The sequence below is a fragment of the Halovivax ruber XH-70 genome (assembly GCF_000328525.1).
GTDB classification, from domain to species: Archaea; Halobacteriota; Halobacteria; order Halobacteriales; family Natrialbaceae; genus Halovivax; species Halovivax ruber.
The window spans coordinates 773,815-799,187 of record NC_019964.1 but is presented as its reverse complement, the minus strand read 5'-3'; the positions used below and the strand labels follow the sequence as shown (position 1 = coordinate 799,187).

The 25,373-nt window shown below is 66.2% G+C and carries 22 protein-coding genes; 12 read left to right on the top strand and 10 right to left on the bottom strand.

The features are described 5' to 3' along the window. Positions 1 to 18 precede the first annotated feature (18 nt). Positions 19 to 2,121, bottom strand: coding sequence for a type II secretion system F family protein (locus HALRU_RS03660; protein ID WP_015300059.1), 2,103 nt, complete (start codon positions 2,119 to 2,121; stop codon positions 19 to 21). Then, positions 2,118 to 4,160 carry a type II/IV secretion system ATPase subunit gene (locus tag HALRU_RS03655; protein WP_015300058.1) on the bottom strand — a complete coding sequence of 681 codons (2,043 nt, stop codon included), beginning with the start codon at positions 4,158 to 4,160 and terminating at the stop codon, positions 2,118 to 2,120. Before HALRU_RS03655 ends, HALRU_RS03660 begins: the two co-directional genes overlap by 4 nt. Before the next feature lie 311 nt (positions 4,161 to 4,471). On the opposite strand from HALRU_RS03655, the gene HALRU_RS03650 reads away from it, so the two are divergent. From HALRU_RS03650 to HALRU_RS03635, 4 genes are all read left to right on the top strand, one after another. Next, on the top strand, positions 4,472 to 4,942 hold the full coding sequence (locus HALRU_RS03650; RefSeq protein WP_015300057.1) for a DUF5793 family protein: 471 nt from the start codon (positions 4,472 to 4,474) through the stop codon (positions 4,940 to 4,942). Positions 4,943 to 5,030: 88 nt separating this feature from the next. Further along, a complete protein-coding gene (locus HALRU_RS03645; RefSeq protein ID WP_015300056.1) occupies positions 5,031 to 6,197 on the top strand; it encodes an ABC transporter ATP-binding protein in 1,167 nt (388 codons plus the stop codon). Between the two features lie 58 nt (positions 6,198 to 6,255). Next, positions 6,256 to 6,534 carry a UPF0058 family protein gene (locus tag HALRU_RS03640; RefSeq protein WP_007698682.1) on the top strand — a complete coding sequence of 93 codons (279 nt, stop codon included), beginning with the start codon at positions 6,256 to 6,258 and terminating at the stop codon, positions 6,532 to 6,534. 192 nt (positions 6,535 to 6,726) lie between these two features. After that, on the top strand, positions 6,727 to 9,114 hold the full coding sequence (locus tag HALRU_RS03635; RefSeq protein ID WP_015300055.1) for a DUF7527 domain-containing protein: 2,388 nt from the start codon (positions 6,727 to 6,729) through the stop codon (positions 9,112 to 9,114). 152 nt (positions 9,115 to 9,266) lie between these two features. Here the strand turns inward: HALRU_RS03635 and HALRU_RS03630 are convergent, their stop codons facing one another. Further along, positions 9,267 to 9,572 carry a hypothetical protein gene (locus HALRU_RS03630; protein WP_007698687.1) on the bottom strand — a complete coding sequence of 102 codons (306 nt, stop codon included), beginning with the start codon at positions 9,570 to 9,572 and terminating at the stop codon, positions 9,267 to 9,269. Between the two features lie 305 nt (positions 9,573 to 9,877). Here HALRU_RS03630 and HALRU_RS03625 point away from each other — a divergent pair, with 305 nt between their 5' ends. Continuing rightward, on the top strand, positions 9,878 to 11,254 hold the full coding sequence (locus tag HALRU_RS03625; protein WP_015300054.1) for an adenylosuccinate synthase: 1,377 nt from the start codon (positions 9,878 to 9,880) through the stop codon (positions 11,252 to 11,254). Positions 11,255 to 11,412: 158 nt separating this feature from the next. On the opposite strand, the gene HALRU_RS03620 is transcribed toward HALRU_RS03625, so the two are convergent. Further along, complete coding sequence (locus HALRU_RS03620; RefSeq protein WP_015300053.1) at positions 11,413 to 13,488, bottom strand: hypothetical protein; 2,076 nt, start codon at positions 13,486 to 13,488, stop codon at positions 11,413 to 11,415. Next, positions 13,485 to 15,356 (bottom strand): sensor histidine kinase, encoded by a 1,872-nt coding sequence (locus tag HALRU_RS16090; protein ID WP_015300052.1) that lies wholly within the window; start codon positions 15,354 to 15,356, stop codon positions 13,485 to 13,487. Before HALRU_RS16090 ends, HALRU_RS03620 begins: the two co-directional genes overlap by 4 nt. Before the next feature lie 183 nt (positions 15,357 to 15,539). Between HALRU_RS16090 and HALRU_RS03610 the strand changes: the two genes are divergently transcribed. The 4 genes from HALRU_RS03610 to HALRU_RS03600 all read left to right on the top strand — a co-directional run bounded on the left by HALRU_RS03610 (position 15,540) and on the right by HALRU_RS03600 (position 17,714). Next, positions 15,540 to 15,731: a methytransferase partner Trm112 gene (locus HALRU_RS03610; protein ID WP_007698719.1), complete on the top strand. Its 192-nt coding sequence runs from the start codon at positions 15,540 to 15,542 to the stop codon at positions 15,729 to 15,731. A 12-nt stretch (positions 15,732 to 15,743) separates the two neighbouring features. After that, positions 15,744 to 16,349, top strand: a complete 606-nt coding sequence (locus HALRU_RS03605; RefSeq protein WP_015300051.1) for a DUF7524 family protein — start codon at positions 15,744 to 15,746, stop codon at positions 16,347 to 16,349. A 141-nt stretch (positions 16,350 to 16,490) separates the two neighbouring features. Further along, a complete protein-coding gene (locus tag HALRU_RS16085) occupies positions 16,491 to 16,616 on the top strand; it encodes a hypothetical protein (protein ID WP_015300050.1) in 126 nt (41 codons plus the stop codon). A 90-nt stretch (positions 16,617 to 16,706) separates the two neighbouring features. Beyond that, entirely contained in the window at positions 16,707 to 17,714 is a 1,008-nt protein-coding gene (locus tag HALRU_RS03600) for a TIGR04024 family LLM class F420-dependent oxidoreductase (RefSeq protein ID WP_015300049.1), read from the top strand. Positions 17,715 to 17,762: 48 nt separating this feature from the next. Here HALRU_RS03600 and HALRU_RS03595 read toward each other — a convergent pair whose 3' ends face one another. Beyond that, positions 17,763 to 18,389: a GNAT family N-acetyltransferase gene (locus tag HALRU_RS03595; RefSeq protein ID WP_015300048.1), complete on the bottom strand. Its 627-nt coding sequence runs from the start codon at positions 18,387 to 18,389 to the stop codon at positions 17,763 to 17,765. A 62-nt stretch (positions 18,390 to 18,451) separates the two neighbouring features. Continuing rightward, positions 18,452 to 19,060 carry a GNAT family N-acetyltransferase gene (locus HALRU_RS03590; protein WP_015300047.1) on the bottom strand — a complete coding sequence of 203 codons (609 nt, stop codon included), beginning with the start codon at positions 19,058 to 19,060 and terminating at the stop codon, positions 18,452 to 18,454. Positions 19,061 to 19,217: 157 nt separating this feature from the next. Here HALRU_RS03590 and artA point away from each other — a divergent pair, with 157 nt between their 5' ends. Continuing rightward, entirely contained in the window at positions 19,218 to 20,198 is a 981-nt protein-coding gene (gene artA / locus HALRU_RS03585) for an archaeosortase A (RefSeq protein WP_148680420.1), read from the top strand. Positions 20,199 to 20,207: 9 nt separating this feature from the next. Then, complete coding sequence (locus tag HALRU_RS03580; protein WP_015300045.1) at positions 20,208 to 20,948, top strand: metallophosphoesterase; 741 nt, start codon at positions 20,208 to 20,210, stop codon at positions 20,946 to 20,948. Positions 20,949 to 20,967: 19 nt separating this feature from the next. Here the strand turns inward: HALRU_RS03580 and HALRU_RS03575 are convergent, their stop codons facing one another. The 3 genes from HALRU_RS03575 to HALRU_RS03565 form a co-directional block, all read right to left on the bottom strand. Then, positions 20,968 to 22,296: an NAD(P)/FAD-dependent oxidoreductase gene (locus HALRU_RS03575; RefSeq protein ID WP_015300044.1), complete on the bottom strand. Its 1,329-nt coding sequence runs from the start codon at positions 22,294 to 22,296 to the stop codon at positions 20,968 to 20,970. Positions 22,297 to 22,393: 97 nt separating this feature from the next. Beyond that, positions 22,394 to 22,804: a Zn-ribbon domain-containing OB-fold protein gene (locus HALRU_RS03570; protein ID WP_015300043.1), complete on the bottom strand. Its 411-nt coding sequence runs from the start codon at positions 22,802 to 22,804 to the stop codon at positions 22,394 to 22,396. Further along, positions 22,801 to 24,000: a thiolase family protein gene (locus HALRU_RS03565; RefSeq protein WP_015300042.1), complete on the bottom strand. Its 1,200-nt coding sequence runs from the start codon at positions 23,998 to 24,000 to the stop codon at positions 22,801 to 22,803. Before HALRU_RS03565 ends, HALRU_RS03570 begins: the two co-directional genes overlap by 4 nt. 174 nt (positions 24,001 to 24,174) lie before the next feature. On the opposite strand from HALRU_RS03565, the gene HALRU_RS03560 reads away from it, so the two are divergent. After that, positions 24,175 to 25,368, top strand: coding sequence for a threonine synthase (locus HALRU_RS03560; protein ID WP_015300041.1), 1,194 nt, complete (start codon positions 24,175 to 24,177; stop codon positions 25,366 to 25,368). The last annotated feature ends 5 nt before the right edge of the window (positions 25,369 to 25,373 follow it).

Below are 25,373 nucleotides of genomic sequence, written 5' to 3'. Positions count from 1 at the left end.
CGCCCGTTCGGCGCCCGACTAGAGGACCAAGGTGAAGAGGACGAACGCGATGAGCGTCATCAGCGTCGCGTGCTTCGCCCCGGAGCGAAGGTCACCGGAGGCGAGCTGGCCGGCGACGAAGCCGGAGGTAGCCCCCTGGATCACCGTCGCGTGGTAAAACAGCGTCATGTAGACGTCGGTGTCGGTCGTCCCGAGCGCGGCGATCGGCCCGTCGAGCTGCTGACCGGTCGCTTCCGTCACCGACTCCGTGGGGAGACTCGGGAGCAGGTACGCCGAGAGGACGGCGATGATGAAGATGAAGACGAGGAAGGAGACGTAGACGACGACCATGTACTCGGTCATCACCTGCTTGCGCTCGCGATCGAGGCGCAGATCGGCCGAGGCCTGTCGGGAGGCGATCCGCAGTACCGTCGCGAGGTCGCCGCTGGCGTTCATCGCCTCGGTCAGGAGCGTCACCATACGGGAGACGGCGCGGGTGCGAACGCGATGCTCGAATCGCCACAGCGACGTCTGGAGGTCGGCACCCCAGCGGACGTCCGCCCAGACGCGATCAAGTTCGTCGTCCAGCACGCCGAGGTCGGACTGACGAACGCGATCGACGGAGGCGATGACCGACATCCCGGCCTCGTTCACGCTGGAGAGACGATCGAGCAGGTCCGGGACGGCCCGTTCGATCGCGCTGATCCGGTACCGATGGCGTTCGTAGACCACCGCGTACGAGCCCATCACGACGAGTGCGAGCACGACCAGCGCGTCTTCGATCGCCGTGATGCCCGCCTCGAGCGCTCGCGGAATCAACAGGAGGACGATCACGGCCGCCAGCGGAAGCGTCACCCACAGGAGGCGGTCCGGCCGGTCGAGCAGCGTTCGGAACGGGCTGGCGAGCACCCCTCGAACCCAGCGCAAGCGCTCGTAGATCGCCAGCCGATGTCGCGTCGGTGAGAGGTGTCCGTCTGTGGGATCGACGTCGCCATCGCCCAGCGCCGACGCGCCCGTCACGACGGACCCACCGTCCGGGAGGGTCGCACGGGAACCGGGGCCGAGTGCCCCCTCGCTCGGCTGATTCGACCGACCGGGGTTGATCGAATCGGTGACGGTACTCAGGTAGACCACGAACGCGAGGTTGCCGAACGGAAGGATGACGTAGATGACCGCCCGGAGCGAGTCGACCGTGTCGCCGACGGAGAAGCCGATCACCACGAGGATCGTGATGAGAAAGAGCGGGCCGGCGACCAGCACGGTGACGTAGGCCTCGGCCAGCGTCGCGAGCATGTTGAGAATGCTCTCTTGTTGTGATTCGGCCTCCTCCTGGAAGTCGTGGTACTGCCGTTCCAGAAAGTCGGAGAGGCTGTGGCCGCTCTGGAGGACGCTCACGAGATTCTCGGTGAATTCGCGGAACTGGTCGCTGGCCGTTCGCCGCCCCATCAACTGCAACGCCGCGGTGACGTCCATCCCGAAGGCGTCCATGTTCGTGACGGCGACGTCGAACTCCGCGGCCGCCTGTCCGTAAGCGTCACCGTTCCGAGCGACGATTCGGATCGCCTCGGTGAACTCCATCCCGCTTCGCGAGAGCGCGTAGCAAAAGGCGACCGTCGACGGCAACGACGCCTCGATGGCGCGCGCCCGCCGGGAGGCCACGTAGCCCGGATACCACCAGCGCAACCAGTAGGTGACGCCCCCGAAGACGACGCCGAGCGTGAGGCCAGAGACGAGGAGGAGTCCGAGCAGCGTGGTCGGCGCGGCGCTCCCCACAGCCGCGATCGCCGACAGCGGGGCGAGAAGATCGGGCAACGAACTGCTGAGCGTCGCCGCATCGATCGAGAGGACGGTCAGAACCGCCCAGATCAGGTAGACGCCAGTGACGCTGCCGACGAACCCACCGAGAAGCGCGTAGACGAACGACCGAGCCCCGTATTCACGATAACTCGCTGGCGCGTGTGCCGCCCGGAGCGCCGCCTGGCGCTGCGGGTGCTCGCTCCGGAACTCGTCGACGTAGCCGCCGAAGGCGTGTATCGACAGTCGGGTCAGAACCCGATCTACCGGGGGCAACACCTGCGCCAGGGCGAACGGGAGCGTACACAGCACGGCAACGGTGAGCGGCAGCAGAGTCACGGGATTCATCGGTCGGACTCCGCCGACGCATCATCCGGTGTATCCGTCGCTTCGTCGATGGAGGGGTCGGTCTGTTCGTCGATGGAGTGGACGGTCTGTTCGTCGATGGAAACGTTGGTTGATTCGTCAGTTGAGGCGTCAATCGATTCATCGGCGGGGACCCCATCGGATCCGGAGCCGGAACGCGCTGAATCGCCGGCGAGTGGGGACGATTCCGCCAGGTCCCACGACGACGCGCCGTCGGTCAGATCGTCACTCGATTGGGCGAGGGCAGCGGGTACGTCGGTGCGGTCGTCGTTCGAATCGTCGTCGGCCTCGATCGCGGCTGCGTCGGTTCCATCGTCGTCAGATTCGTCGCCAACATCCGTTCGGCCGGCCGGACTCGCCTCGATCGCGTCGTCACGACCGATGCGCTCGAGGACGGCGGGTTTGTCCGCGTAGTACTCGTTGACGAGGGCGGTAAAGCGCCGGTAGTCCGAGAGGCCGCGGTCGTGGACGTACTCGAGGAAGGCTTCGCGATTCTTTCGTTCGACTCGCAGCTCGCGTTCGGTCCAGCCGCGTTGCTCGCGGATGTCCCCCAGGATCGAGCTGCCCGATTCGGAGAAGGTGTCGGTCTCGCCGTCCCAGGTGTACGCGGTGGAGTAGTCGAGTTCGCCGGTCCGCTGGTCGATGCCTTCGATCTCGGCCAGCGTGTCGTTTCGGCGGACGCGTTCTCCGTTCTCGAGGCGCGTGAGGGTCTGGACGGCGAGAATGTCGAGGCTCTGGACCATAGCCCGCGGGACGTTGATCGGCTCGTTCTCTAAGCGATTGATGACTGTCTGCACGGAGTCCGCGTGCATCGTCGAGTAGGTCGTGTGGCCGGTGTTCATCGCCTGGAAGAGCGTGATCGCCTCCTCGCCGCGGACCTCCCCGACGGCGATGTACTCGGGGCGGTGGCGCAGCGCCGAGCGCAGGAGGTCGTACATAGTCACGTCGGTCCCCTCGTGGATGCGTTCCCGGGTGACCGACGAGAGCCAGTTGTCGTGATAGAGCTGGAGCTCCTGGGTGTCCTCGATCGTGAGGATCTTCGAGCGGGGCGGGATGAACATCGAGACGGCGTTCATGCTCGTCGTCTTCCCCGACGCGGTGCCGCCGGCGAAGATGAGGCTCTTGTTGTGCTCGATCGCCAGCCACAGGTACGCGAGCTGGGCGACGTCGAACGTTCCGTACTCGATCAGGTCGACCGGCGTGAACGGTTCGTCGGAGTACTTCCGGATGGTGAAGGCCGACCCCCGCGGCGTGACCTCCTGGCCGAGCGCCAGTTCCGCGCGCGAGCCGTCGGGCAGGGTCGTCTCGACCATCGGGTCGCCGATCGAGATGTGACGACCGGAGCGCTGGGCGAGGCGGACGACGAACTGATCCAGCGTGTCGGCGTCGAACGAGACGTTGGTCTCGATGTCCGTGTAGTCGTCGTGATAGACGAAGATCGGGAGGTCGTAGCCGTCGCAAGAGATGTCCTCGACGTGCGGGTCGTGCATGATCGGGTCGAGCCGCCCGTAGCCGAGGAAGTTCCGGTGAGCGTAGTAAAAGAGGCGGTAGAAGCGCTCGACGGAGACGTCGACGCCGTAGCGTTCGAGGAGTTCCAGCAGGGCCTCTCGAAGCCGCGTTTCGGGGTCGACGTCGCCGCCGTCGCGATAGATGAGCGGATCGCGGATGTCGTCGAGGACGGTATCGAGGAGGGCGCGCTCGTCCGTCGAGAGCGACGGTTCGACGACGTGGTACTGGAAGGCGTTCCGCGCCGGATCCTCGAGGATCGCGACGAACGCGAAGGGCGCGTTCACCCAGTAGCGTTCGCGTTCGATCGTTCCCTCGACGCCGTCGAAGGCGACGAGCGGTTCGTGGACGGTCGGATCGTATCGGCCCACGTCGATTCGCGTGCCCCGGATCACGTCGCCCAGCGCCGACAGTGAGCGTCGAACGTCGTCGAAGCGGTCGCTGAGTGTCGCTCGGATCGACGACGGGTCGGACGCCGGATCGTCGGCGTGCTGACTGGGATCGTGTTGGTCCATCGGGGGTCACGGGACGTCTCGGGTGACTGTCTCCGATATGGGGGTGGTGACCTCTTAAATCGGGTGGCCGGGAATCAGCGTACGTCGAGAGGCGATAGCAACTTCGATCGCCCGACGTCAGCAAGTGAGGTGCGTTCGAGGGCAGCAAGTGAGGTGCGTTCGATCGTGGTGGCGAGGAGGCCGCAGTGTCCTGGCCGATACCCCACGAAACGGACTGGTCCGAAACGGAACCGATCAGCGAGCAGTCCGATTCGTTTCGGTGGCCGTGGGCGTTACGTTCATACCGCCGGGGACCCAACATCGGGTATCGAATGAGGCGCGAACACATCACGCTCTCCGTCGACGACGTCGAGTGGGTCGACGCCGACGGCGACCCCCGAAAACCGTCGGTCACCATCGACTGTGCCGAAGACGGGCCGGATCTGCGTGACCGCCTCACAGGCCCCGGCGACGAGTTGCTCGCCGCCGACGAGACGGACGTCGCCCTCCGCCTGCAGGGGCCCGTCGACACCGACGCGACGGGCGTGGTCAGCGTGACCGATCGTCTGACCGGCGACTTCGTCCTCGAGTTGAACGTGGACGCCGACGACGTGCTCACCTTCATCACGGCCGCGCGGCGCTACGGCGAACACACCAGCGACGACGACGGCCGGTACGACGTCACCATCGAGATCGACGGCGAACATCTGATCAGTTACGAGAAACAGACGTTCCTCGTCTACGACGACGAGGGAAGCCTCCTCCGCCAGCGAAGCCTCATTCCCGGCGGCGTCGAACTCTGAGCAGGTTCGTCGCAACCGGCAACTATAAGTTGTTTAGGGCCACCTAAATAGACGAGTGCCGGACCCGACCGGACAGTTCGAGACACCCATGGCTCAGAGTACGGGACGTACGGAGACGATCACGACGGAGACGGCGTCATCGCAGGAAATATCCGATGAGCGCCAGGACGAGCCCGTCCTCTCGCTCGAGGGAATCGAACACAGCTATGGAAGCGAGTGCGTCGTCGAGTCGTACTCGCTCGAGGTATACGACGGCGAGATCCTCACGCTGCTCGGTCCATCCGGCTGTGGAAAAACGACGACGCTCCGGCTCATCGCCGGGCTCGAGTCACCCGACGCGGGCGAGATCCAGCTCCACGGGACGGTCGTCGCCGACAGCGACCGATCGGAGCCACCCGAAGATCGCAACGTCGGCGTTGTCTTCCAGGATTTCGCGCTATTCCCCCACCTCACCGCCGCCGAGAACGTGCGATTCGGTATCGACGACTGGCCGACGGACGAACGAGACGAACGCGTCGCCGAACTGCTGGACCTCGTCGGGCTCGCCGATCAGGCCGACGCCTATCCCGGGGAGCTCTCGGGCGGCCAGCAACAGCGGATCGCCCTCGCCAGGTCGATCGCCCCGGAACCCGACCTGCTCTTGCTCGACGAACCCTTCTCGAACCTGGACGTCGATCTCCGCGTGGAGATGCGTGAAGAGGTCCGGCGCATCATCAAAGAGACCGGCGTCACGGCGATCTCGGTCACACACGACCAGGAGGAGGCGCTCTCGATCTCCGATCGGGTCGCCGTCATGTACGACGGGCAGTTAGAGCAGGTCGGCATCCCCGAGACGGTCTTCCAGCAGCCGACCTCCCGATTCGTCGCGGGCTTTCTCGGTCACGCGAGCTTCCTCTCGGGGACCGTCACCGGCGATCACGTCGACACCGCACTCGGTCGCGTTCTCCGTGACGACGTCGGTGGCCTCGTCGAAGCGTACGACAGCACGGAGGTCGATCTCCTCGTTCGGCCGGACGACGTGACGGCCTACCCGGCGACCGGCGCCGAAACCGACGGAGAGGTGATCTATCGTCGCTACCTCGGCCCGACAGTCCTGTATCGCGTCGAACTCGACGATGGGGAGACGATCGAGTGTATGCACAACCACTCGGATCGCATCCAGTTGGGCGAGCGCGTCGGCGTCCGGGTGACGGCCGATCACGAACTCGCCTGGTTCCCCGCCGACCAGCGAGAGAGCGCCGATTCGGCCGATTGAGTAGGGAGACGCCCCCACGGCGCAAAACGCTTAACATGGAACCGTCCGTAGCGAGCGTATGCACAAAGACGAGCTTCTCGAATTGCACGCCGAACTGGTGGTCATCATGGAGTACTTCTCGGAACAGGAAAGCGTCGACGAGGGGCTCTTCGACGCCTACCACCAGATCGACGTAGATCCGGACGACGCCCACAAATCCAAGAGCGAACACAAACACGCCGTGTTCGTCCTCGGAAACTCGCTGGCGAACGCGATGAGCGAAGACGAGTTCTCGAGTGCGGGTCGGATCGGCAAGCGGATGAAAGAACTCGCCGAGGACGCCGAGTCGAAGATCTGATCGGACGAACTGGCTCCTGACCGGCAACTGATTGGGGGCCCTCACCAGTAACTGACGAGCTGGCCCGTAACCGGTAACTGACGAGTTGGCTTCTGGCCGGCAACTGGCCCACATGGGACGACCGCCGGTTCGTCGCCCCCATTTCCCTTCGACAGGCGAAACGGTTATGGTCGGGTTACCGTTTGTTTGCGTATGGACCCGCGCACGAAAGAGCGCGTCGAGCGGTGGGAGTCGCGGCCGTTTTCCGGCGGAGAAGACGCGCTCACGACCCTCGCCGACGACACGTTTTCCGGAGCCGTAACAGCGGCCGGCGTCTGGGCGTTCATGCTGAACGGCCGGATCGTCGGCGTCGCCGACGGTTCGATCGAGACGCTCGTGGACGCCTCCGGAACCATCTACGAGGCCCCCGCCGACGCGCTTCCCCTGCTCGCTGCGATGCAAACGCAGGGGGGCGATCCACGAGCACAGTACTACACCAACGATACCGCTCTCGCATCGGTCGATCGCAAACTGCAGCAGGGGTCGTTCACCGGCTACGTCGAACTGAGCGAACAGGTGCTCTCGGGCGACTACTACCTCGTCTACTACGGCGGCAAGCGCATGGCCGCCGCCTACATCGGAAACGCCGAGCGCCTGCTCACCGGCGACGAGGCGTTCGAACGCGCCGACGACGAGATTGGCATCTACTCGGTCATCGACGTCGACATCTCCGTGACCGACGTCCCCGGTCACGCGTCGGCGAACGAAACTGCCACCGCGAATCGCGAGGACGACGCGCGGACGAACGACACTGCAGCCGACCCAGCGGCGGGCACAGCCGATTCCGCGGCCGGGACAGATTCCACCGTTGCGGGCACCGGCTCCGGTGACCGGCGCTCCACAGGCGAGTCGACCGATCCCTCGACGGCTGTGACCGACACAGACGGACCAGTCGGGCGGAACGAGTCGTCCGCCGGGCGAACGCCGAGCGACGAGACGACGGTGAGAGCGACCGGAACCGACACCGAACCGTCCGAGACCCAGGAAGAGACCCGGTCCGAGAAGGTGGCGGGCGACGAGTCGGTGACCGACGACACCGAAGTGTCCTACAGCGACACCGAAACCGGGACGGCCGACTCGACGGCAGCCGCCGAATCGACGAGCGCCGGTGGACAGCCAGCGGCGGAGTCGTCGACGACCGAACCGGCGGCCGACCGGCCGGGGATCACCACCGAACGGGAACCCACCGAATCCTCCGAAACAGGCATCACGACCGGCGAGGATTCGGCCGGAAGCGATCGGACAACGGTCTCCGGATCGCCGTCTGATACCGGATCGGCCGAGACGACGCCGACCGACGACGCCGAGACGGACGAGCACGACGAACGCCTCAAAGAAGAAGAGCGTTGGCGCGAAACCCGACAGATCCCCTCGATCGATCCCGAATCGTCGAGTGAGAACGCGACCAAACAGAGTTCGGCCGGTCGTGGCAGCGCCCGCTCGCAGCGTAGCCAGTCCGAGTCGGACACGAGTCGCTCGCAGTCACAGGCCGATAGCTCGCGCACACGAGACGGGCCGACACCGGCGGACGTCGCCTCGACCGAACAGGCGCTCCGGTCGGATATGCTCGAACGCGAGGACAAGATCGATCACCTGACCCAGCGGGTGACCGAGCTGGAGGAAACACGCAAGCAACTCGTGCGCGAGCGCGACCAGCTGCAGAGCGAGAACGAAGACCTCACAGCACAGGTCTCCAAGCTTCAGTCGACGATCGAGGAGCTCGAGGCTGAACTCAAGCGAGTCCGGTCGCAACCGGCACCGACTGGTGGGGACGCTCCGGCGACACCGACCGAATCGCCGTCCAGTGAGCCGGAGCTCACGCTCACACCGCAACAGGCGCTCGAACAGACGAACGTCTTCGTTCGGTACGGCTCGAAGAGTCAGCCGACGCTCGAATCGGCCCACGAAGGCGAGGGCTCGCGTGGCGATCTCGACCGCAACCTGCAGCTCGAACGACACACACAGTTCGACGCCGAGACGACGGCCGTCGACGGACAGCCCTACGACTCGTTCGTCGAGGCGTCCATGCAGTACCGCTTCGTCGAGTGGCTCGTCGGAACCTGTCTCTTCGAGATCAGGGAGACCGGCAACGCCGCCGATCTCGCCGACCTCTACGACGTCATCCCGCGTATCGACCGCATCGAACTCGCAGCGACCGTCTCGCTCGAAGAGGACGACAGAGCGGACGTCCCCGATCAGGTGACGTTCGACGTCGCCGCGTTCGACAAGCGCGGGACGCCCCTCGTCGTCGCGAACTGTAACGATTCGCGCGACCCGGCGACGAAGGGGATGCTCGAAGGGCTCGAGGCCGACGCCTCGGCTGTGTGTGCGAACTATCCCGACCTCGGCGCGGCGGTCGTCGTTACGTCCAGTTTCTTCGACCCCGGCGCGCTCGAACTCGCCGAAGAGGTGACGACGAGCGGCTTCCTCAGCCGCAGTTCGAAGGTCAGCTACGTCAATCTCTCGCGAAAACAGGGCTATCACTGCTGTCTCGTCGAATCTCGCAGTGGTGGCTTCCACATGACCGTCCCCGAACTGTAACGGGGTTCACTCGGCTGCCAGCCGCTCCTCGAACCGTCTCCGACGACACCGATCGTTCGCGCAGAGTCGTTTCCGAGACTCGGGAGTACGGCTGCCCCAATCGGGACGCAAAATCGGTGAGAGCAAAGCGGCCGTCGGCGGCCAGGAGAATATCAGTTCTCGGCTTCGGCGGTGTTCTCGATCTTCATCCGTTCTAGGGTCTCCGAGATGCTGTCGATCTTGTCGTCGAGGTCGGCGACGAAGTCTTCGGTCTCCTCGGTCTTGATCGCTCCCTGGCTCGACGGCTCGATGAGATTCTCCTCTTCGAGGACGCGCAGCGAGTAGCGAACTTTGTGGTGGGGGTAGCCGGTCTCGTTCGACATCTTGACGATCCCGATGGGTTCGTTCTCGAGAACCATTTTCAGGACCTGCAAATGTCGTTCCAGCATGTCTACCTCCTTCTCCAGTCGGTCTATCATGGCATTTGTTAACTTGTCGTTGCCCCTTTTAAAGCTTTTCGTCGGGGCGGTCGCGAGACGATAGGAAATACTTCGACGTGGCAGGGGTTAACACTTCTGGTCGTGACGGGACTGGAGTCGGCGACGGCGAGCCATCGGATCGTGTACCAGGGCGGTGGTTCCCTCAAGCCGTGACAACACCACGAAGAGAGAGTCTGTAGTTGCTCGGTGGTACGAAATCGCCACAGAACAGAACTGCTCGTCGACGGTGCGTCGGCGGAGGGATCGTAATCGGTTTATCGACCGGGAAAGAAGCCGTCGCTGTCATGACCGTCACTATCGTCGGGTCACAGCTCGGCGACGAAGGGAAGGGCGGCGTCGTCGATATCTACGGTGAGGCAGCAGACGTCGTCGTCCGGTATCAGGGCGGAGACAACGCGGGCCACACCGTCGTCTCCGACGGCGATACGTACAAGCTCTCGCTCGTTCCCTCCGGTGCCGTCCGGGGCAAGGTCGGGGTCCTCGGCAACGGCTGCGTGGTAAACCCCGAGACACTGTTCGAGGAACTGGACGAGCTCAGATCGCGTGGGCTCGATCCGGACGTGCGCGTCGCCGCCCGGGCGCACGTGATCCTCCCGTACCACCGCGTTCTCGATGGAATCGAAGAAGCCGAGAAGGCAGATCTCGCGGCCGGAACGACCAAGCGCGGGATCGGTCCGACCTACGAGGACAAGGCCGGCCGGCGCGGCATCCGCGTCGGCGACCTCCTCGATCCGGAGGTGCTTCGATCGCGTCTCGAGTACGTCGTCCCGCAGAAGCGAGCGCTGGCGCGCGACGTCTACGGCGCCGAACTCGACGACGCGTTCGACATCGAGGAACTCTACGAGACCTGTCGTGAATACGGCGACCGACTCGACACCGAGGAGATGGTCGTCGACTGCGGCGCTTTCCTCGCCGATCGCCTCGACAACGACGAGGAGATCATGTTCGAAGGCGCGCAGGGGACGGCCCTCGACATCGATTACGGCGTCTACCCGTACGTCACGTCCTCGAACCCGACCGCCGGCGGCGTCGCCGTCGGCGCCGGCGTGGCCCCCTCGGTCGTCGGCGACGGCGAGGTCATCGGGATCGTGAAGGCCTACCTCTCACGAGTCGGGACCGGTCCACTACCAACCGAACTGGGCGGCGTCGAGGGACAGACGCCGGCGTACGAACCCGGCTCCGCACCCGACGACGAGGAAGAACTGGCGACCTGGATCCGCGACGAGGGCGGCGAGTACGGCACCGTAACCGGCCGACCTCGACGCGTCGGCTGGCTCGATATGCCGATGTTGCGCCACGCAGCCCGGACGAGCGGGTTCACCGGGCTCGTCGTCAACCACGTCGACACGCTCGCCGGCCTCGACGAGGTCGCGGTCGGTCACACGTACACGATGACGACCCGCGACGGCGACACCGTCGAACGCGACGTGATGCCGCCCACGACGGAGCAGTGGGGCCGGTGTGAAGCCACCCTCAGGACGTTCGAGGGCTGGCCGGACGTCGACTGGGACGCCGTCGCAACCGAGGGCTGGGAGGGCCTGCCGGCGGCTGCGCGGACGTACCTCACCTACATCGAAGACGAACTCGACGTCCCGATCTACGCCGTCGGCGTCGGCCCCGGCCGCGACCAGACCGTCGTTCGGTCTGATCCGTTCGCCTGAGCCACGCCCTCGTTTTTCCGGACCGATCCGATCAGTCCGACAGCACCGACCCATCCGTCGCCGAGAGAGGTATCGATCCGATCGACCGAAATTCACCACGACACGCTCCCCATCGAGTGCCCTCTCGAGACGTCGGAATACCAACTGACGGGCCGAACTCACGCGATCGGATACAGCAACCGGCGTTGTTCGTCCGGCAAATACAGCCCGTCGTCGAGCAGGACTGGCTGATTGTTGTGGAGGAAGTGCTGGCTGTACGCGCTGGCCTCGACGTCGTACGAGTAGGCCGCCGGCATGAGGTGGATGCGGGAGTCGTAGTCAGGTCGCCAGTGGGCCCCCACGGGATCGACGGAGAACGGGACGACGGTCACTTCGAGGGAGTCCGCAGCGTCTGCCGAGACGGTCTGGATGGCGGTCGGTTTCCACTTCGCCACGTAGCGGTGGGCTCCGTCACCGACGACCGAAAGCGTCGGATCGAAGTCGACGAGTTGGCTACACTGAGCGGCCGTCGCGACGCTCTGACCGTACAGGAGGAGCGTCCCGAGCCGCGATCCCGCCCGGCCCTCGTGCACCCGGTCACGGCTGGCGACGGCGACGGCGCCGGCGGTCACGAACGCGTCCGCCACCGATCGCGCACCGGGACCGTCCAGTTGAACGACCGTGGGATCGATCTCGGAGAGTGATTCCGGGTCGAGGGGCCCGTCCAGACAGCCGAGACCGTCCGTACACGTGCCGACGTAGTGGAAGAAGTCGGCGCCGCCGGTGAGCGCTCGACGAAGCGTGTCCCGCGTCGGTTGGGCGAGTGTCTCGACCGTCGTCGGGACGGTCTCCTCGCGATCGGTGTAGGCCGCCGCGAGTTCCGCACCGAGCGCGGGGTCGACCGATGGACCGGTCGCGACCACGATCGACCTTCGTTCGGTTCCGCGTTCGAGCGAGCGGATCCGGTTCTCGTAGGCCGCAAGCCTGGCCTCGAAGTCGGCCTCCCGATCGACGCTGCCGACAGTTCCGTGCAGTGGCTGCGTGTCGAGCAGCGCCTGCTGCGGTGGCTTCGACTCGACGGGGGCCGAGGTCCCGTGACCCTGACTCGTCTGGGGCGTGTCGATTGCCGCCAGATCGTAACACAGGTGCGGTAGTGCGGGCGCGTACGACGGGTCGGGGGCCATCGTCATCCGGTACGGCCAGCCGGGGAGGATCTCGTCGACGGGATCCGCGGGGAGGTCGAGATAGGTGGCGACGCGGTCGGCGAGCGATCGATCCCGACAGGGTTCGAGGTCGATACCAGCCTCCGCCAGCTGGGTGTGTTCGGCGAGCGTCGGGGCGTCGGGTTGAATCCAGTCGACCAGCAGGTCGAGGAAGAACGTCCGTCTGAGTACCGTGGAGATCCCGGTAGCGAGCGACGGGTCGGTCGGGATCTGGTACGAGAAGTCAGCCGCCTCGGCGACGAGCCGCGGGGACCGATCCGACGTCGGGACGACTCGTGCACCCAGGAAGTACGCGACCGGGGCGGCGGTGTAGATCGCGTCGATCGTGTCGGGAACGAACAGGTCGAGTCCCGTCTCCGGCCGGTTCTCACGCACCGACTCGGGGACGACCGTCTCGTCGCCGACGCCTACCAGCGGTGGGTACCCCCGGTGACTCCGGTGGACGCGCGAGGGCCCCGTGGTCCGGAGCGCAGCGGACAGATTCGTGATCGCCGTCGCGAGACCGGTCGTCGTCGGTTCGATCGTGAGCCGGTCTCGCGGGACCTCGACCGTCGACTTGAATCCGATCGTCAGTGGGGTCGGGTGTGGAAAGGTGATCGAGAGTTCGCCCTGGGACCGATTTCGGATCCGCGCCTCACCGTCGAACCGGATCCGTGCGAATATTTCGCAGTCGTACTGGCAGTAGTACTCACCGGCCGGCAGTCGGACGGTGACGTCGTCCTCGAATCCGATGTCGAAGTGTTCGCCCTCGATCGGTTCGTCCCGATCGACGAAGCGGAGCGGGGCGTCACGACGTTCGAGCGCGATCACGTTCCTGAGGTCACATCGCAACTCGGAGACGCGCCCGGAGAGCGTCGCGTCGATCGGTTCCTCGAACGAGTGGGTCCACGAGAGTTCACTGAAGCCGGTGAGGTCACAGGTAAAGACGTTTCCGGCGCTATCCGTCGCTCGAAGGCTCGTCCCCTGCAGTTCGATGTCGACGGGGCTGTCGGACTCGTCGATCAGTCGATCGCTGGCCGCCGTCTCGGTCATGGCGACTCACCGACTTCGGTGTCGGTCGAATCGAACGGCGACTCGTCGGTATCGATCGAATCGGACGATGACTCGCCTGTTTCGGTGTCGGTCAGGTCGAACGACGGCTCACCGGTGACGAAGTCGAATCGGGCCCCGCCATCGACCCCGACGCCGACGGTCGCGTCCCAGTCGTGTGCCTCGCGGATCTGGTCGACGATCGCGAGGCCGAGTCCGGTGTTCTCCTCGGCCGTCGTGTATCCGGATTCGAAGATCCGCTCACGGTCTTCGGGTGGAATACCCGGTCCGTCGTCCGCGACGAAGAAGCCGTCCGGTGTGGAACCGAGTCGGACCGAAACGGTAGTATCCACCCCATCGTCCGTCGATGGATGATCGTCCGTCCCCGGGTGGTCGTCCGTCCCCGGGTGGTCGTCCGTCCCCGGGTGGTCGTCCGTCCCCGGGGATTCGCTAGTCGTCGACTGGTACGTCGAGTCGCGCTCGACACTGTCGTCGGCCTTCGGCCGACTGCTCGTGGAACCATGTTCCACGCTGTCGTCAGGGCGGGAACCGCCCTGACTGCTTGTCGAGCCGTGCTCGACACTGTCGTCGGCCTTCGGCCGACTGCTCGTGGAACCATGTTCCACGCTGTTTCGAAAGAGGTTCTCGAGAAGCCCCAGCAGTTGTCCGGGGTCGGCCTCGACGATGGCGTCGCCGTCGATCTCGATTTCGGCGTCGGTCGTCGAGACGTTGTCCCAGGCCTCCCTGGCGACGGTTCCGAGGTGGACGGGCTGGACCTCGTCGACGGTGTCACCGGCCCGCGCGAGTGACAGCAGGTCCTCGATGAGTCGCTCCATCCGGCGGTGTGCCTGTTCGATCGAGCGGAGCTCTGCACAGTCGTGTTGCTCCCGCGCGAGATCGAGGTAGCCAGCGGCGACGTTGAGCGGGTTTCGCAGGTCGTGGCTCACCATGCTGGCGAACTGATCGAGGCGCTCGTTCTTTCGTTCGAGTTCTCGTTCGCGGGCTTTGAGCGCCTCGAGATCGGTGTAGATCAGGTAGCCGCGGGTCACCTCGTCGTCCGACCGCATCGGGACGTTACGGAGCAGAAACGGTCGCGGCCCATCCACGGTCTGCCTGGTCACTTCGACGTCGGTCCGACGGCCGATCTCGTCAGTCGAGTGCGGCTCCGAAATCGAGTCTGTCGCCGACGGGCAGACGACCGACGAGACGGGTTCGTCGACGACGTCTGCGCCGGTAACGTCGAAGACGCTGACGAACGCGGAGTTGACGGCCTGGATCGTCTTGACGCCGTCTTCGACGCGGTAGGACAGCGCCGCGTCGGGAACGTTCTCGAAGAGCGCGGCGAACTGGTCGCGTTCCCGATCGCGCGCTCGTTCGTACCTGATCCGATCGAGGGCGCTGGTCGCGATCGAGACGAAGAGTTCACCGAACTCCCGATCGACCTGGGAGAACGCGCCGGGCTCGTGGTGGTGAAATTGTAAGACGGCCTCGCCGAACGGAATCGAGAGGACAGACCGGTACGGGCCGGTCGGGCTGGCGGCGGCCTCGGTTCGAACGTCGTCGACGACGGTCGTCGTTCCGGACGCAAGCGTGGTACCGGCAATACCACTATCGTCGGCCAGCGGCTCCGTTGGCCGGAGTTGCGCCGCGTACGCGGCCCGTGGAACGAAGACGTCCGCTTGGGCGGTCGCAACGATCGCCGCGTCGAAGTCGAGGACGTGCCCATCAGGAGTGACACACCGCTCGTAGAGCTCGTCTGCGGACTCACAGGCCTCGATCGAGTCCGCGAGCGTACGCAGTCGTGTCACTCGGTCGGCCAGTCCAGGGTGAGAGACGTCCTCGATCACGTCCGCCGCAGTTCCGTCCGCCATCTGCAACTGTATTATCGGGGATGTGTGATAAATATCACCCGTGCCGGCTGCCGAACGGACTACCGTTGTATCCGAATTGAATGCCGATGGTTCGTGAGTCGACCGGCGATTGGGGCCCGATTGGTGAGCTGAGACACGTGGCGTTCCCGAAACCTTTTGGCCTCCCCCAACCGGATATCAGCCATGAAGGAGTCACTGCTCGACGTTCTCTGCTGTCCGCTCGACAAACACGACCTCGAACTCGAGGACGCAGTCGGTGACGACGACGTCGAATCCGGGACGCTCGTCTGCACCGAGTGCGGCGAACGATATCCGATCGAGGACGGGATTCCGAACCTCCTGCCCCCGGACATGCGAGAAGAGACACCCGCCTGAGGTGTCACACACGTGCCCGAGTCGATCAGCGTTTACGTCAACCGGTCCGGCCACGGGACGATCGACGTCGGCCAGTCGACACTCTCGACCGACCGTGCGTTCGAGCTGAGCGTCGAAAACCACGGCGATCCGGTCCACCTCTACGTCAGTCCAGGGTCGACACTCGCCGACACACTCACCGTCCAGCGTCCGAACACGTACGTCGACGCCGACGAAACCGTCACTGTGCCGATTTCGGTCCACGGGCACGACGGACCGCTGTCCGGAACGCTCTCGCTCGAAACGCGATTCGGCGCCAACTCGACGGCGATCGACGTCACGCTGACCGGTGGCGTCGGTGACGACCGCCGCGTCGACGTCGACGAACGGCTCGCGACGCCCGCGACCGACGACCGGTCTACCGACCACCCGCTCGATCGGATAGGTGACGCGATCGGACCCGAAACGATCGCGCTGGGTGGACTCGCCACCCTCGCACTCCTCGTGGGACTCGCCACGGCAGCCGTCGTCGAGGGACCGTTCGCGATTCTCGGAATCGTCATGGTTTGTTCCGGTATCGCCGTCGGGGTCGCACTGCTCGTCCGTGATACCAGTCCGCCCGACGATCCCCGATCGTAACGTCCATTCTACCCGCCCACCCGTTCGTCCGCCCAGAACAGTGACTTCGCCTCGTCAAGGGACCCTGCAGGTGGGTCGCCGATTCCCACAGTGCGAGAATCGGCGAAAGCAGCACGCCTCGTCGGGCCCTTCGATTCCGTAATGTCACTCGGGGAAGTACTGGATGGAGAAGCACTGACTGGAAAACAGGCGGTTGCGATCTTCTTCGGCTGGCTCGGCCTCGTCGTCCTGGCGGGCCTGCTGCTCGTCGTGAGCCTCCCGTTCTGATCGACCGGAGTGCTCGTCGGTAACGACCAGCCGCCGCCTGCGGGGTTCGAACAGCCATCGTTATTATCCTCGCCGTTCCGTTCACGGTCGATGCCCGAGCTGGACTGGTTTCTCGACGTCTCTCAGTACGATCGGCCACAGGCTGTCGCCGAGCGCGCCGCCCGCGCGGAAGAACTCGGCTACCGGACGGTCACGGTGGGCGAGACGACCGGCTGGAACGTCGTCCCGGCGCTCTCGCTGATCGCCGACCGAACCGACGAGATCGACATCGGGACAGCGGTGCTGTCGCCGTACGGACGGTCGCCGGCGTTGTTGGCCCAGACCGCACTGACGCTCGCCGACGCGTCGGACGGGCGATTCCGACTCGGTCTCGGGCCAAGTTCGCCCGCGATCACCGAGCGCTGGCACGGCCGCTCGTTCGATCGCCCGCTGCGCCGGCTCCGCGAGACCGTCGAGCTCGTCCGGACGATTTCGACCGAGGGAACCTCGGCCTACCACGGCGACGTGATCGACGTCGACGGCCTCGCGTTCGAGCGACCACTGCCCGAATCGCCGCCACCGATCGACCTGGCCACGCTCGGGCCGACGGCGACCGAGCTTGCCGGCCGGTTCGGCGACGGGTGGCTGCCCCAGCTGTTCACCCGCGACGGACTGGAGACCCGCCTCGAGGATCTTCGCCGGGGCGCGAACCTGGGTGATCGAACGATCGACGACGTCCGCGTCGCGCCGATCGTCAGGTGCGTCGTCGACGACGATCCCGACCGGGCCCGATCGCTCGCCCGATCCGCCGTCGCGTTCATGCTCGGCGCGTACGGCCCATTCTACGGCAAGTCCGTCGCCGAACAGGGCTATCCGGACGTCGTCGAGGCGATCAGAGACGCCTGGGCCGAACGGGACACCGACGCGATGGCGAACGCGTTGCCGGACGACTTGCTCGACGAACTCGCCGCGACGGGGACGCCGGACGAGGTTCGCGAGTGGGTCGCCGACTACGCGGCCATCGACGGCGTGGACGCGGTCCAGGTCACGTTCGTCGACGGGATGGACGAAGCGGACAGAGAGCGGTCGCTCTCGGCGATTGCATCACTCGCCGAGTAACGGGTCGGACCGGTCGTCTCAGAAACCGAACGAATCGGACCGGCCGCCTCAGAAACCGTCGAATTCGGCAACTGCGTCGTCGCGATTGGCCACCCACTCGTCACTCGAAACGGTGTACCGAACCACGTCGACGAGTTCGTCACCAAAGGTGTCCCAGTTGCGAAGCGTTCCCTCTTTCCGCCCGCCGTGAGCCGTGACGTATCTCTCGATCGCCCGGTTCGACTTCTCGTTGTCGACGTGGGCGGTGACAGCGACCATGTCGAGATCGAGGCAGTCGAACGCCAGTTGCATCATCGCCGCGGCGCGCTCGCCGGAGTAGCCCCGGCCCCAGAACGGCTTCCGGAGCCAGGTGCCGAGGGTCATCGTCTTGCGGTCCCAGTCGACGTCGAACCCGGCGACGCCGGCGAACTCGCCGGCACCGTCCTCTCCATCGCGCGGCCGGATCACGTATGTCGCGCCCTCACCGGACCCGTACTGCTCGCCGACGTGCTCGACGAACTCGAGCGTCGCCTTCGGCGTCTCGTGGGGCTCCCAGGTGAGATACCGCGTGATTTCCTCGATATCGGGATCGGTACCGGCGTGGTCGTAGAACTCGAAGAGGTCGACCGTCTCCGGGGTGACGACGTCCAGCCGGAGCCGATCGGTGCGAATCGTATCGGGGAAGAGGTCGGTCATCGGTCGAACACGTACCCACGTCGTTCTCGGCGGACAGAATAAACCCTGGTGTCGATGATCGGTTAGTCGGCGTCGTCAGTTGCAGCCCGGTACTCGCTCCGGGAGATCGAGAACCAGTGGAGATCGACCGGCTCCCCGTCGATCGCGTGGGCGTGACGCAATCGGCCGTCGTACCGCCCACCGTGTGCCTCGACGTATTTCTCGATCGCGCGTTTCGACCGGTCGTTCCCGGCGACGCAAGACACCCCGAAGTGAGCCAGGTCGAGTCGACCGAACGCCAGCTCGAGCAGTGCACCCGCCCGCTCGCCGGAGTAGCCCCGTCCCCAGAACGGTTTTCGCAGGACGATCGCGGAGGAAGCCGCCTCGCGGTCCCACTCGACGAACAGAGTCGTCGTGCCGGCGAGGGTGCCTGCCATCGGTTCGTCACCCGTCGGGTAGATCGCGTAGGTGACCGCGTCGGCGTCGTCCCGGTTCGAGCCGGCATTTTCGACGAAGGCGCGGGATTCGTCGGGTGTGGCCGGCTCCGAGACCGGCACGTACTCGTAGACCGTCTCCGGGTCTGGATCGTCCGCGAACGCCTCGTAGTGCTCGAACGCGTCCGTCGACGCCGGGTCCACGACGTCGAGTCGGAGGCGGTCGGTCTCGAGTTGGTCCGGGAACAGGGTCGTCACGGCCGACTGTTCGCCCGAACCCACAAAAATGTAGGCGGCCGGCCACGAAAGCGGCCCCGCCCGATCCAGTGCGTCAAGTTGATAGTGCGACCGTCCTAGCTATTCATCAGTACCCGTGAGTGACCCGGACGCGATACTTCAGGCCGGCCGACACAGCGTGACCGCAGTCACCGGGGTGGCCGAGTCGATCCCGCGGCTGCCGCTGTCGGCCGCGAACGCGACGATGGGCGCCGTCGACTACCTCGCGTGGATCTCGATCGCCGCGTTCCTCGTCGCGATCGCGCTGGAGTGGCGAGACGAGATCGACGCCGCCCGCTACGTCGGCGCCGTCGCCAGCGTCCTCTTCGGGAGTTTCTGGCTGGCGATGGTCCCCTACTACTGGACGGAGATGCAGAGTCCGCTCGAGACGATGCTCGCCCTCGCAGCGTTCCCGCTGTGTCTGTACGCCACGTACCTCCTGTTCCAGGGCCGGGAGTCGATGCTCATCCTCGTCCGTGCCGTCGCCGTCATGGGGATCATCTACCTGCCAGTCGAGACGATCCCGCTCGCCCGCCAGTGGCTCATCGAGACGACCGCGTACCAGACCCACCTCGCGATGGACATCGTCGCGGAGAGTCCGGGCCTCGAAACCGGCGGCAACGGCTACCACAGCCGGTTCGCCTTCGACACCGACACCGTCCCCACCGGACGGACGACCTACATCGTGCTCGCGTGTACCGGCATCGGGAGCATGGCCATCTTCGGCGGCCTCATCGCCGCCGTCCGCGCGCCGCTACGTCGCAAAGCGGCAGGCTTCGTCGTCGCCGTCGGGATCATCTGGTTCCTGAACCTCGTCCGCAACGTCTTCATCTCGCTCGCCACGCCGTACGGCTGGTTCCAGCAGGACTTCTTCGTCTACCTCGCGACCGAGTGGATGGGGGCCGTTCCCGAGCGCACCTCGTTTCTGATCTCGCACAACGTCATCTTCCAGCCGGGCGCGGTGATCGCGCTCGTCGGGATCGCCTACATCGTCATCAGGATCGTCCCGGAGGTCGTCGAGCCGTTAGAGGAGGTGCTGTTCGTCCTCACCGGGACCGAGTACGACCTGGCCGAGGTGTTCGGACCCGAATCCGAAACGGGCAAGGCCGCAGGTGACTGACGGCTGGTGATGATGCAAGCGGGGGGACACCCCCTGTCGTTCGCCGAACGTGCCGTCTACGTCCAGCCCGCCGAGACGCTCGTCCTCGCAGACGTTCACCTCGGTCGGGGGGCGTCGTCAGCCGTCGACGCACCGATCGACGCCGCCGACGACCCCGTCGGACGCCTGGAGGACCTCCTGGGTCGGTTCGACCCGCAGACGGTCGTGGTCGCCGGTGATCTGCTCCACTCGTTCTCGTGGATCCCGGACGGCGTTCGCGAGACGGTCGCCGAGATCGAACGAGTCGTCGCTGGCGCCGAGGCGTCGCTCGTCTGTACGCCGGGCAATCACGATAGCGTCCTCGACGAAGCGTTCGACGGCGAGACCGCGGCCGCGTTCCAGCTCGACGACGGGGAAACCGTCGTCTGTCACGGTCACGAACGACCGCCCACCGAGTGCGTGTCCACCGGCAGCTCACCGCCGTCGCTGTACGTGATCGGCCACGACCACCCCGCGCTCTCGATCGACGGGCGAAAGTATCCCTGCTTTCTGTCCGTTCCCTCGGAAGAAGCCGCGGTAAGCGGCGATCTACTCGTTCTCCCGGCGTTCTCGCAACTCGCACGCGGAACGACGATCAACACGCGCCGCGCCCGGGACTTCCAGTCGCCGCTGGTGACCGGCGTCGGCGGGGCCTCACCGGCCGTCAGGGACGTCGACGGTGAGGAGACGCTCTGGTTCCCGCCACTCGACGAGTGTCGACACGCCCTCTGACCGCCGCGGGCGCCGTCTATCACCCCGAGCCGAGATCCGCCAGCAGCGTAGCCGCCGCGTCCCGTCCGCTTGCCATCGCCCCCTGGATCGACGACCAGCGCGTGTACTCACCGGCGAGGTAGACGGGGCCGTCGGGGGCGCGAACGTCGGGCAACCGGTCGTGGATCCCCGGCGGCTGGTCGAACTGGGCGAACGGGATCCGGTCGGTGTGCAGGCGTTCGAGGCCGTCGAACCGACGTGCCGGGAACCACGATTCGAGCGCGCGGCGGCTCCGCTCGGCGAGGGCCGCGTCGGTCGCGTTGGGAACACCCAGGTACGTCGCGCTGACCAGCGCGACGTCATCCGGCGAATACGACGGCGCCACGGCGCTGTGTGGGACGACGTGGTTGGGCCACGCTTCGCCCTCCCCGCGCTCCGAGGGCGGGTCGGCGTTCAGCACCAACCGACGGCCGACGTCCAGTTCGCCGCCCGGGAGCGCGTAGTACTGGGTGACACAGCCCCGTCCGTCGGTCGGGATGGCGTCGACGGCGGTCAGCTCGCGGGCGGTGGGCGGTTCGGTCGCGACTACCGCCGCGTCAGCGAGGCGGGTCTCGCCGCCGATCGACAGTTCGACGCCGCCAGTCCCGCCGGCGCCGTCGACCGTCTCTGCGGCGGGCTCCAGGCGGTCGACCGCCGTGTCGGTCTCGATCGTCGCCCCCGCGCGCCGTGCGCCTCGGGCCAACTGCGCGGGGATCGCGCCCATTCCCGACGCGGGGACGGCGGTGTGACCCTCGGCGAGGGCCTTGTAGACGTAGCGAAACACCCGTGCAGAGGTCGAAAGCGAGCGGTCGAGCGTGATCCCGCCGAGAAAGGGTGCCGCGAACCGATTCCTGAAGCGGGCCGAGAAGCCGCGCTTGGCGAGGAACGCCTCGATATCGCCATCGGGACCCTCGAAGATGTCCGCGAAATCGGTCCGCCCGAGCGCGAGCCGGAGTCGCAGAACGCGGAGTTTGTCCCCGACCGTGACGTCCGTGTTGCGCAGCGTCGCCGGAAGCGCCCTCGGCTCCCGGAGCGGATCGGCGAGGGTCGAGCGGCCGCTCGGGCGCGCGAGGCAGGCTCCCGGCGCGAACCGCCGGAGATCGAGCCCGTCCAGGTCGAGCTCGCGGCGGACGGCCGGATAGGCGGTAAACAGCACCTGGAATCCGCGGTCGAACCGGTAGCCGTCCCGTTCGCGGGTGGCCACGCGACCGCCGACGCGATCGCGCCGCTCTACGAGTGTCACGTCCGCACCGCCCGCAGCGAGGTGACGAGCGGCCACCAGCCCGGCGAGTCCGCCACCGACGACGATCACCGACGGGCGATCGGTCATACCGGAGCTGTTTGCGATCAGGTCACATAGGCCCCCCGACGCGGCCGATCCGGTGAGAATCGATCCGTCCGACGACGCGAATCCGTCTACCGCCAAGCTATCGTGGTTCGAACGTCGGCAGCGTCACCGTCTCGGACACCCGTTCGAACGTGACCGACACCGGTAACCCCCGTTCGACCGTTTCGGGCTCGCAATCGACGATCCGCGTGAACAGCCGCGGCCCCTCCTCGAGTTCGACGTACGCGGTGACGTAGGGAATCTCGTCGCGGAACGCGGGATTCGAAACCGGTCGGCGGATCACCGCGTGACTGGACACCGTTCCGAGCCCGGACGCCTCGACCCAATCGACCGATCCCCCACACGTCCCACACCGCGGTCGCGGGAAGTACTGCGTCGTGGCACACGTCTCACACCGCTGAACGACCAGTCGCCCCTCGTTGGCGGCGTCCCAGAATTCGCGCGCGTACGACGCCTCCGCGAGCGACGGGAGCGGTCGCGAGTCGGTCACGACCGATCACCTCGCTCGAGCACGAGCACGGAGCAGTGCCGAAGATTTTTCCCGTACGCCACGCCGCCAGCCCCGGTGACGACGCCACGGGTCGCCCCCCGAACCTGTCGGTCGTCGGCGTCGCGGCGGAGCTGTCGGATTCCCTCTACGAGCTGGACGAAGCCGGCCGCCATCCCCGGCTGGCCGGCCGAGAGTTGCCCGCCGGACGTGTTCAGGGGGACGTCGCCGTCGAACCCGAGGTCGGTGCCGGCGACGAACGGCCCGCCATCGCCTTTGTCACAGAGTCCGAGGTCCTCCAGTTGCATCGCGACGACGATCGGGTAATCGTCGTACACCTGCCAGCAGTCGATCGCGTCCGGGCCGACGCCAGCGCGGTCGTAGGCCGCTCGACCGGCGACGGTAACGCCCGTCGTCGTCACGTCCGGCGATCGCGAGTCGCCGTAGTTCGAGCACTCGCCGAAGCCGGCGATCTCGACCGGGTCGACGTCGAGCGTCGACGCCCGCTCGGCCGACACGAGGACCACGCCGAATCCCGCGTTGACCGGGATCACGCAGTCGAGCAGGCCGATCGGATCGGCGATCGGTGTCGCGTCCAGGTACGCCGCCAGATCGATCGGGTCGTCGAACCACGCACGCGGATTCAGCGTCGCGTGGCGTCGCTGGACGACGGCGATATGGCCCAGCTGTTCCCGCGTCGTGCCGTACTCGTCGGCATGGACGGTCTGGACGTGGGCAAGGCGAGAGTTCGGCCCCTGGGTGCCGAACGGGTCCATGTAGTTTCGCACGTATCCCCGGGGATCGCGCCCGAACAGTCCCGCCGAGGAGTCCGTCGGATCGACGGGTGCGTCGGCGCCGAGACACAGGAACGTGTCGACGATACCGGCGTCGATCGCCAGCGCCCCTTGTAGCACCAGGGAGACCGCGTTCGAGCCGCCGGTGTCGGCCGTGGTCGCCCAGCGAACGTTCTCGAAGCCGAGCGTCTCGACGAGGTGGCCGACGAAGTTAGCCGGGGTTTCGACCCCCGGCCGAATGACGCCGACGCCGTCGATCGCCGCGTGCGGGAGGCCGGCGGAGGCGAGCGTGCTCGCGGTCGCGTCCGCGTACAGCCGTTCGAGACTCCGCAGTTCGGCGGGATCGTCCGGCCGGCGCTTTGCCGTCTCGCCGATGCCGACGATCGCCACGTCTTCGAACGTCATCGCTCACCGACCGCGCTTCCTGCGATCGTGTCCCATCGTTTCTCGGGAGAGCGATTCACCGGCCAGTGAAATAAAGCGCAGGTGGGCGAACCGTCGATCGAGCGGTGTTCGACGCCGGACGCTCACGACGACAGCAATGGATAGGAATTTGGCCGCGGAACCGAACACCACGGTATGGAGACCACCGAGGCGTTCACCGGACTCGAGTGCCATGACTGTGATCGGTCGTACGCTCCGGAGGCGGGAACGCACCGCTGTGCGGACTGCGGCGGGATCCTGGATCCGACCTACGACTACGACGCGATCGACGTCACGCGAGAATCGTTGGCTGATCGCCCGTTCGACTCGCTGTGGCGCTACGCCGAACTCCTGCCGTTCGAGCGTGACGTAGCCGTGTCGATGGACGAGGGTGCGACACCGGCGGTCGAGTGCGAGACGCTCGCGGACGAACTCGGCGTCGGGGAGGTGCTGATAAAGGACGAGGGGCGAAACCCGACTGGCACGTTCAAGGATCGGGGCGCCTCGATGGCCGTGACGGCGGCGGTGGCCCACGGGGCGACCGACGTCGTCCTTCCGTCGGCCGGGAACGCGGGGCAAGCCGCCTCGGCGTACGCCGCTCGCGCGGGCCTGGACGCGCACGTCTTCCTCCCGTCGCGCTCGAGTTTCACGACGAAGGCGATGGTGAACGTCCACGGCGGTGATCTGACGGTCAGTGGTGGCCGCATCGGCGACGCCGGCGCTGCAGCGACGGACGCGATGGCCGAGCACGACGACTGGTATTCGCTGTCGTCGTTCGTCACACCCTATCGCCACGAGGGAAAGAAGACCATGCTCTACGAGCTGGTCGAACAGCGCGACTGGCAGGTGCCGGATGCGATCGTCTATCCGACCGGTGGCGGCGTGGGCCTCGTCGGCATGTACAAGGCGGCCCGCGAGTGGCGCGAACTCGGCCTGATCGACGAGATACCCGCGTTCTACGCCGCGCAGGCGTCGGGCTGTGCGCCGATCGTCGAGGCGTTCGACGCCGGCCGAGACGAACACGAGCCGATCGAAAATCCGGATACCATCTGCGGCGGTATCGAAATTCCGGATCCGGGTGCGAGCCGGTGGATTCTGGACGCCCTTCGCGAGAGCGGAGGCGGAGCCGTCGCCACCGACGACCACGAGATCTTAGACGCCGCGGTTGCCGTCGCCCAGAACGAGGGTCTCGAGATGGCGCCAACCTGTGCTGCCGCGGCGAGCGGGGCGTGGGCCCTCGCCGAACGGGGTGAGTTCGACGCCGACGACACGGTTGCCATCGTCAACACCGGCGCCGGGAACAAGAACGCCGACGTCCTGCGCAGTCACCTGATGGGACAGGGAATCTAGGACGA

Excerpts from the sequence above, each read along its gene's own strand:
- HALRU_RS03595 (WP_015300048.1), bottom strand. The coding sequence starts at position 18,389 with ATGACCGACCTCTTCCCCGATACGATTCGCACCGATCGGCTCCGGCTG.
- HALRU_RS03620 (WP_015300053.1), bottom strand. The coding sequence starts at position 13,488 with ATGACCGAGACGGCGGCCAGCGATCGACTGATCGACGAGTCCGACAGC.
- HALRU_RS03660 (WP_015300059.1), bottom strand. The coding sequence starts at position 2,121 with ATGAATCCCGTGACTCTGCTGCCGCTCACCGTTGCCGTGCTGTGTACG.
- HALRU_RS03600 (WP_015300049.1), top strand. The coding sequence starts at position 16,707 with ATGCCCGAGCTGGACTGGTTTCTCGACGTCTCTCAGTACGATCGGCCA.
- HALRU_RS03580 (WP_015300045.1), top strand. The coding sequence starts at position 20,208 with ATGATGCAAGCGGGGGGACACCCCCTGTCGTTCGCCGAACGTGCCGTC.
- HALRU_RS03560 (WP_015300041.1), top strand. The coding sequence starts at position 24,175 with ATGGAGACCACCGAGGCGTTCACCGGACTCGAGTGCCATGACTGTGAT.
- HALRU_RS03565 (WP_015300042.1), bottom strand. The coding sequence starts at position 24,000 with ATGACGTTCGAAGACGTGGCGATCGTCGGCATCGGCGAGACGGCAAAG.
- HALRU_RS03575 (WP_015300044.1), bottom strand. The coding sequence starts at position 22,296 with ATGACCGATCGCCCGTCGGTGATCGTCGTCGGTGGCGGACTCGCCGGG.
- HALRU_RS03645 (WP_015300056.1), top strand. The coding sequence starts at position 5,031 with ATGGCTCAGAGTACGGGACGTACGGAGACGATCACGACGGAGACGGCG.
- HALRU_RS03655 (WP_015300058.1), bottom strand. The coding sequence starts at position 4,160 with ATGGACCAACACGATCCCAGTCAGCACGCCGACGATCCGGCGTCCGAC.
- HALRU_RS03650 (WP_015300057.1), top strand. The coding sequence starts at position 4,472 with ATGAGGCGCGAACACATCACGCTCTCCGTCGACGACGTCGAGTGGGTC.
- HALRU_RS16085 (WP_015300050.1), top strand. The coding sequence starts at position 16,491 with ATGTCACTCGGGGAAGTACTGGATGGAGAAGCACTGACTGGAAAACAG.
- HALRU_RS03630 (WP_007698687.1), bottom strand. The coding sequence starts at position 9,572 with ATGATAGACCGACTGGAGAAGGAGGTAGACATGCTGGAACGACATTTG.
- HALRU_RS03625 (WP_015300054.1), top strand. The coding sequence starts at position 9,878 with ATGACCGTCACTATCGTCGGGTCACAGCTCGGCGACGAAGGGAAGGGC.
- HALRU_RS03610 (WP_007698719.1), top strand. The coding sequence starts at position 15,540 with ATGAAGGAGTCACTGCTCGACGTTCTCTGCTGTCCGCTCGACAAACAC.
- HALRU_RS03635 (WP_015300055.1), top strand. The coding sequence starts at position 6,727 with ATGGACCCGCGCACGAAAGAGCGCGTCGAGCGGTGGGAGTCGCGGCCG.
- HALRU_RS16090 (WP_015300052.1), bottom strand. The coding sequence starts at position 15,356 with ATGGCGGACGGAACTGCGGCGGACGTGATCGAGGACGTCTCTCACCCT.
- HALRU_RS03640 (WP_007698682.1), top strand. The coding sequence starts at position 6,256 with ATGCACAAAGACGAGCTTCTCGAATTGCACGCCGAACTGGTGGTCATC.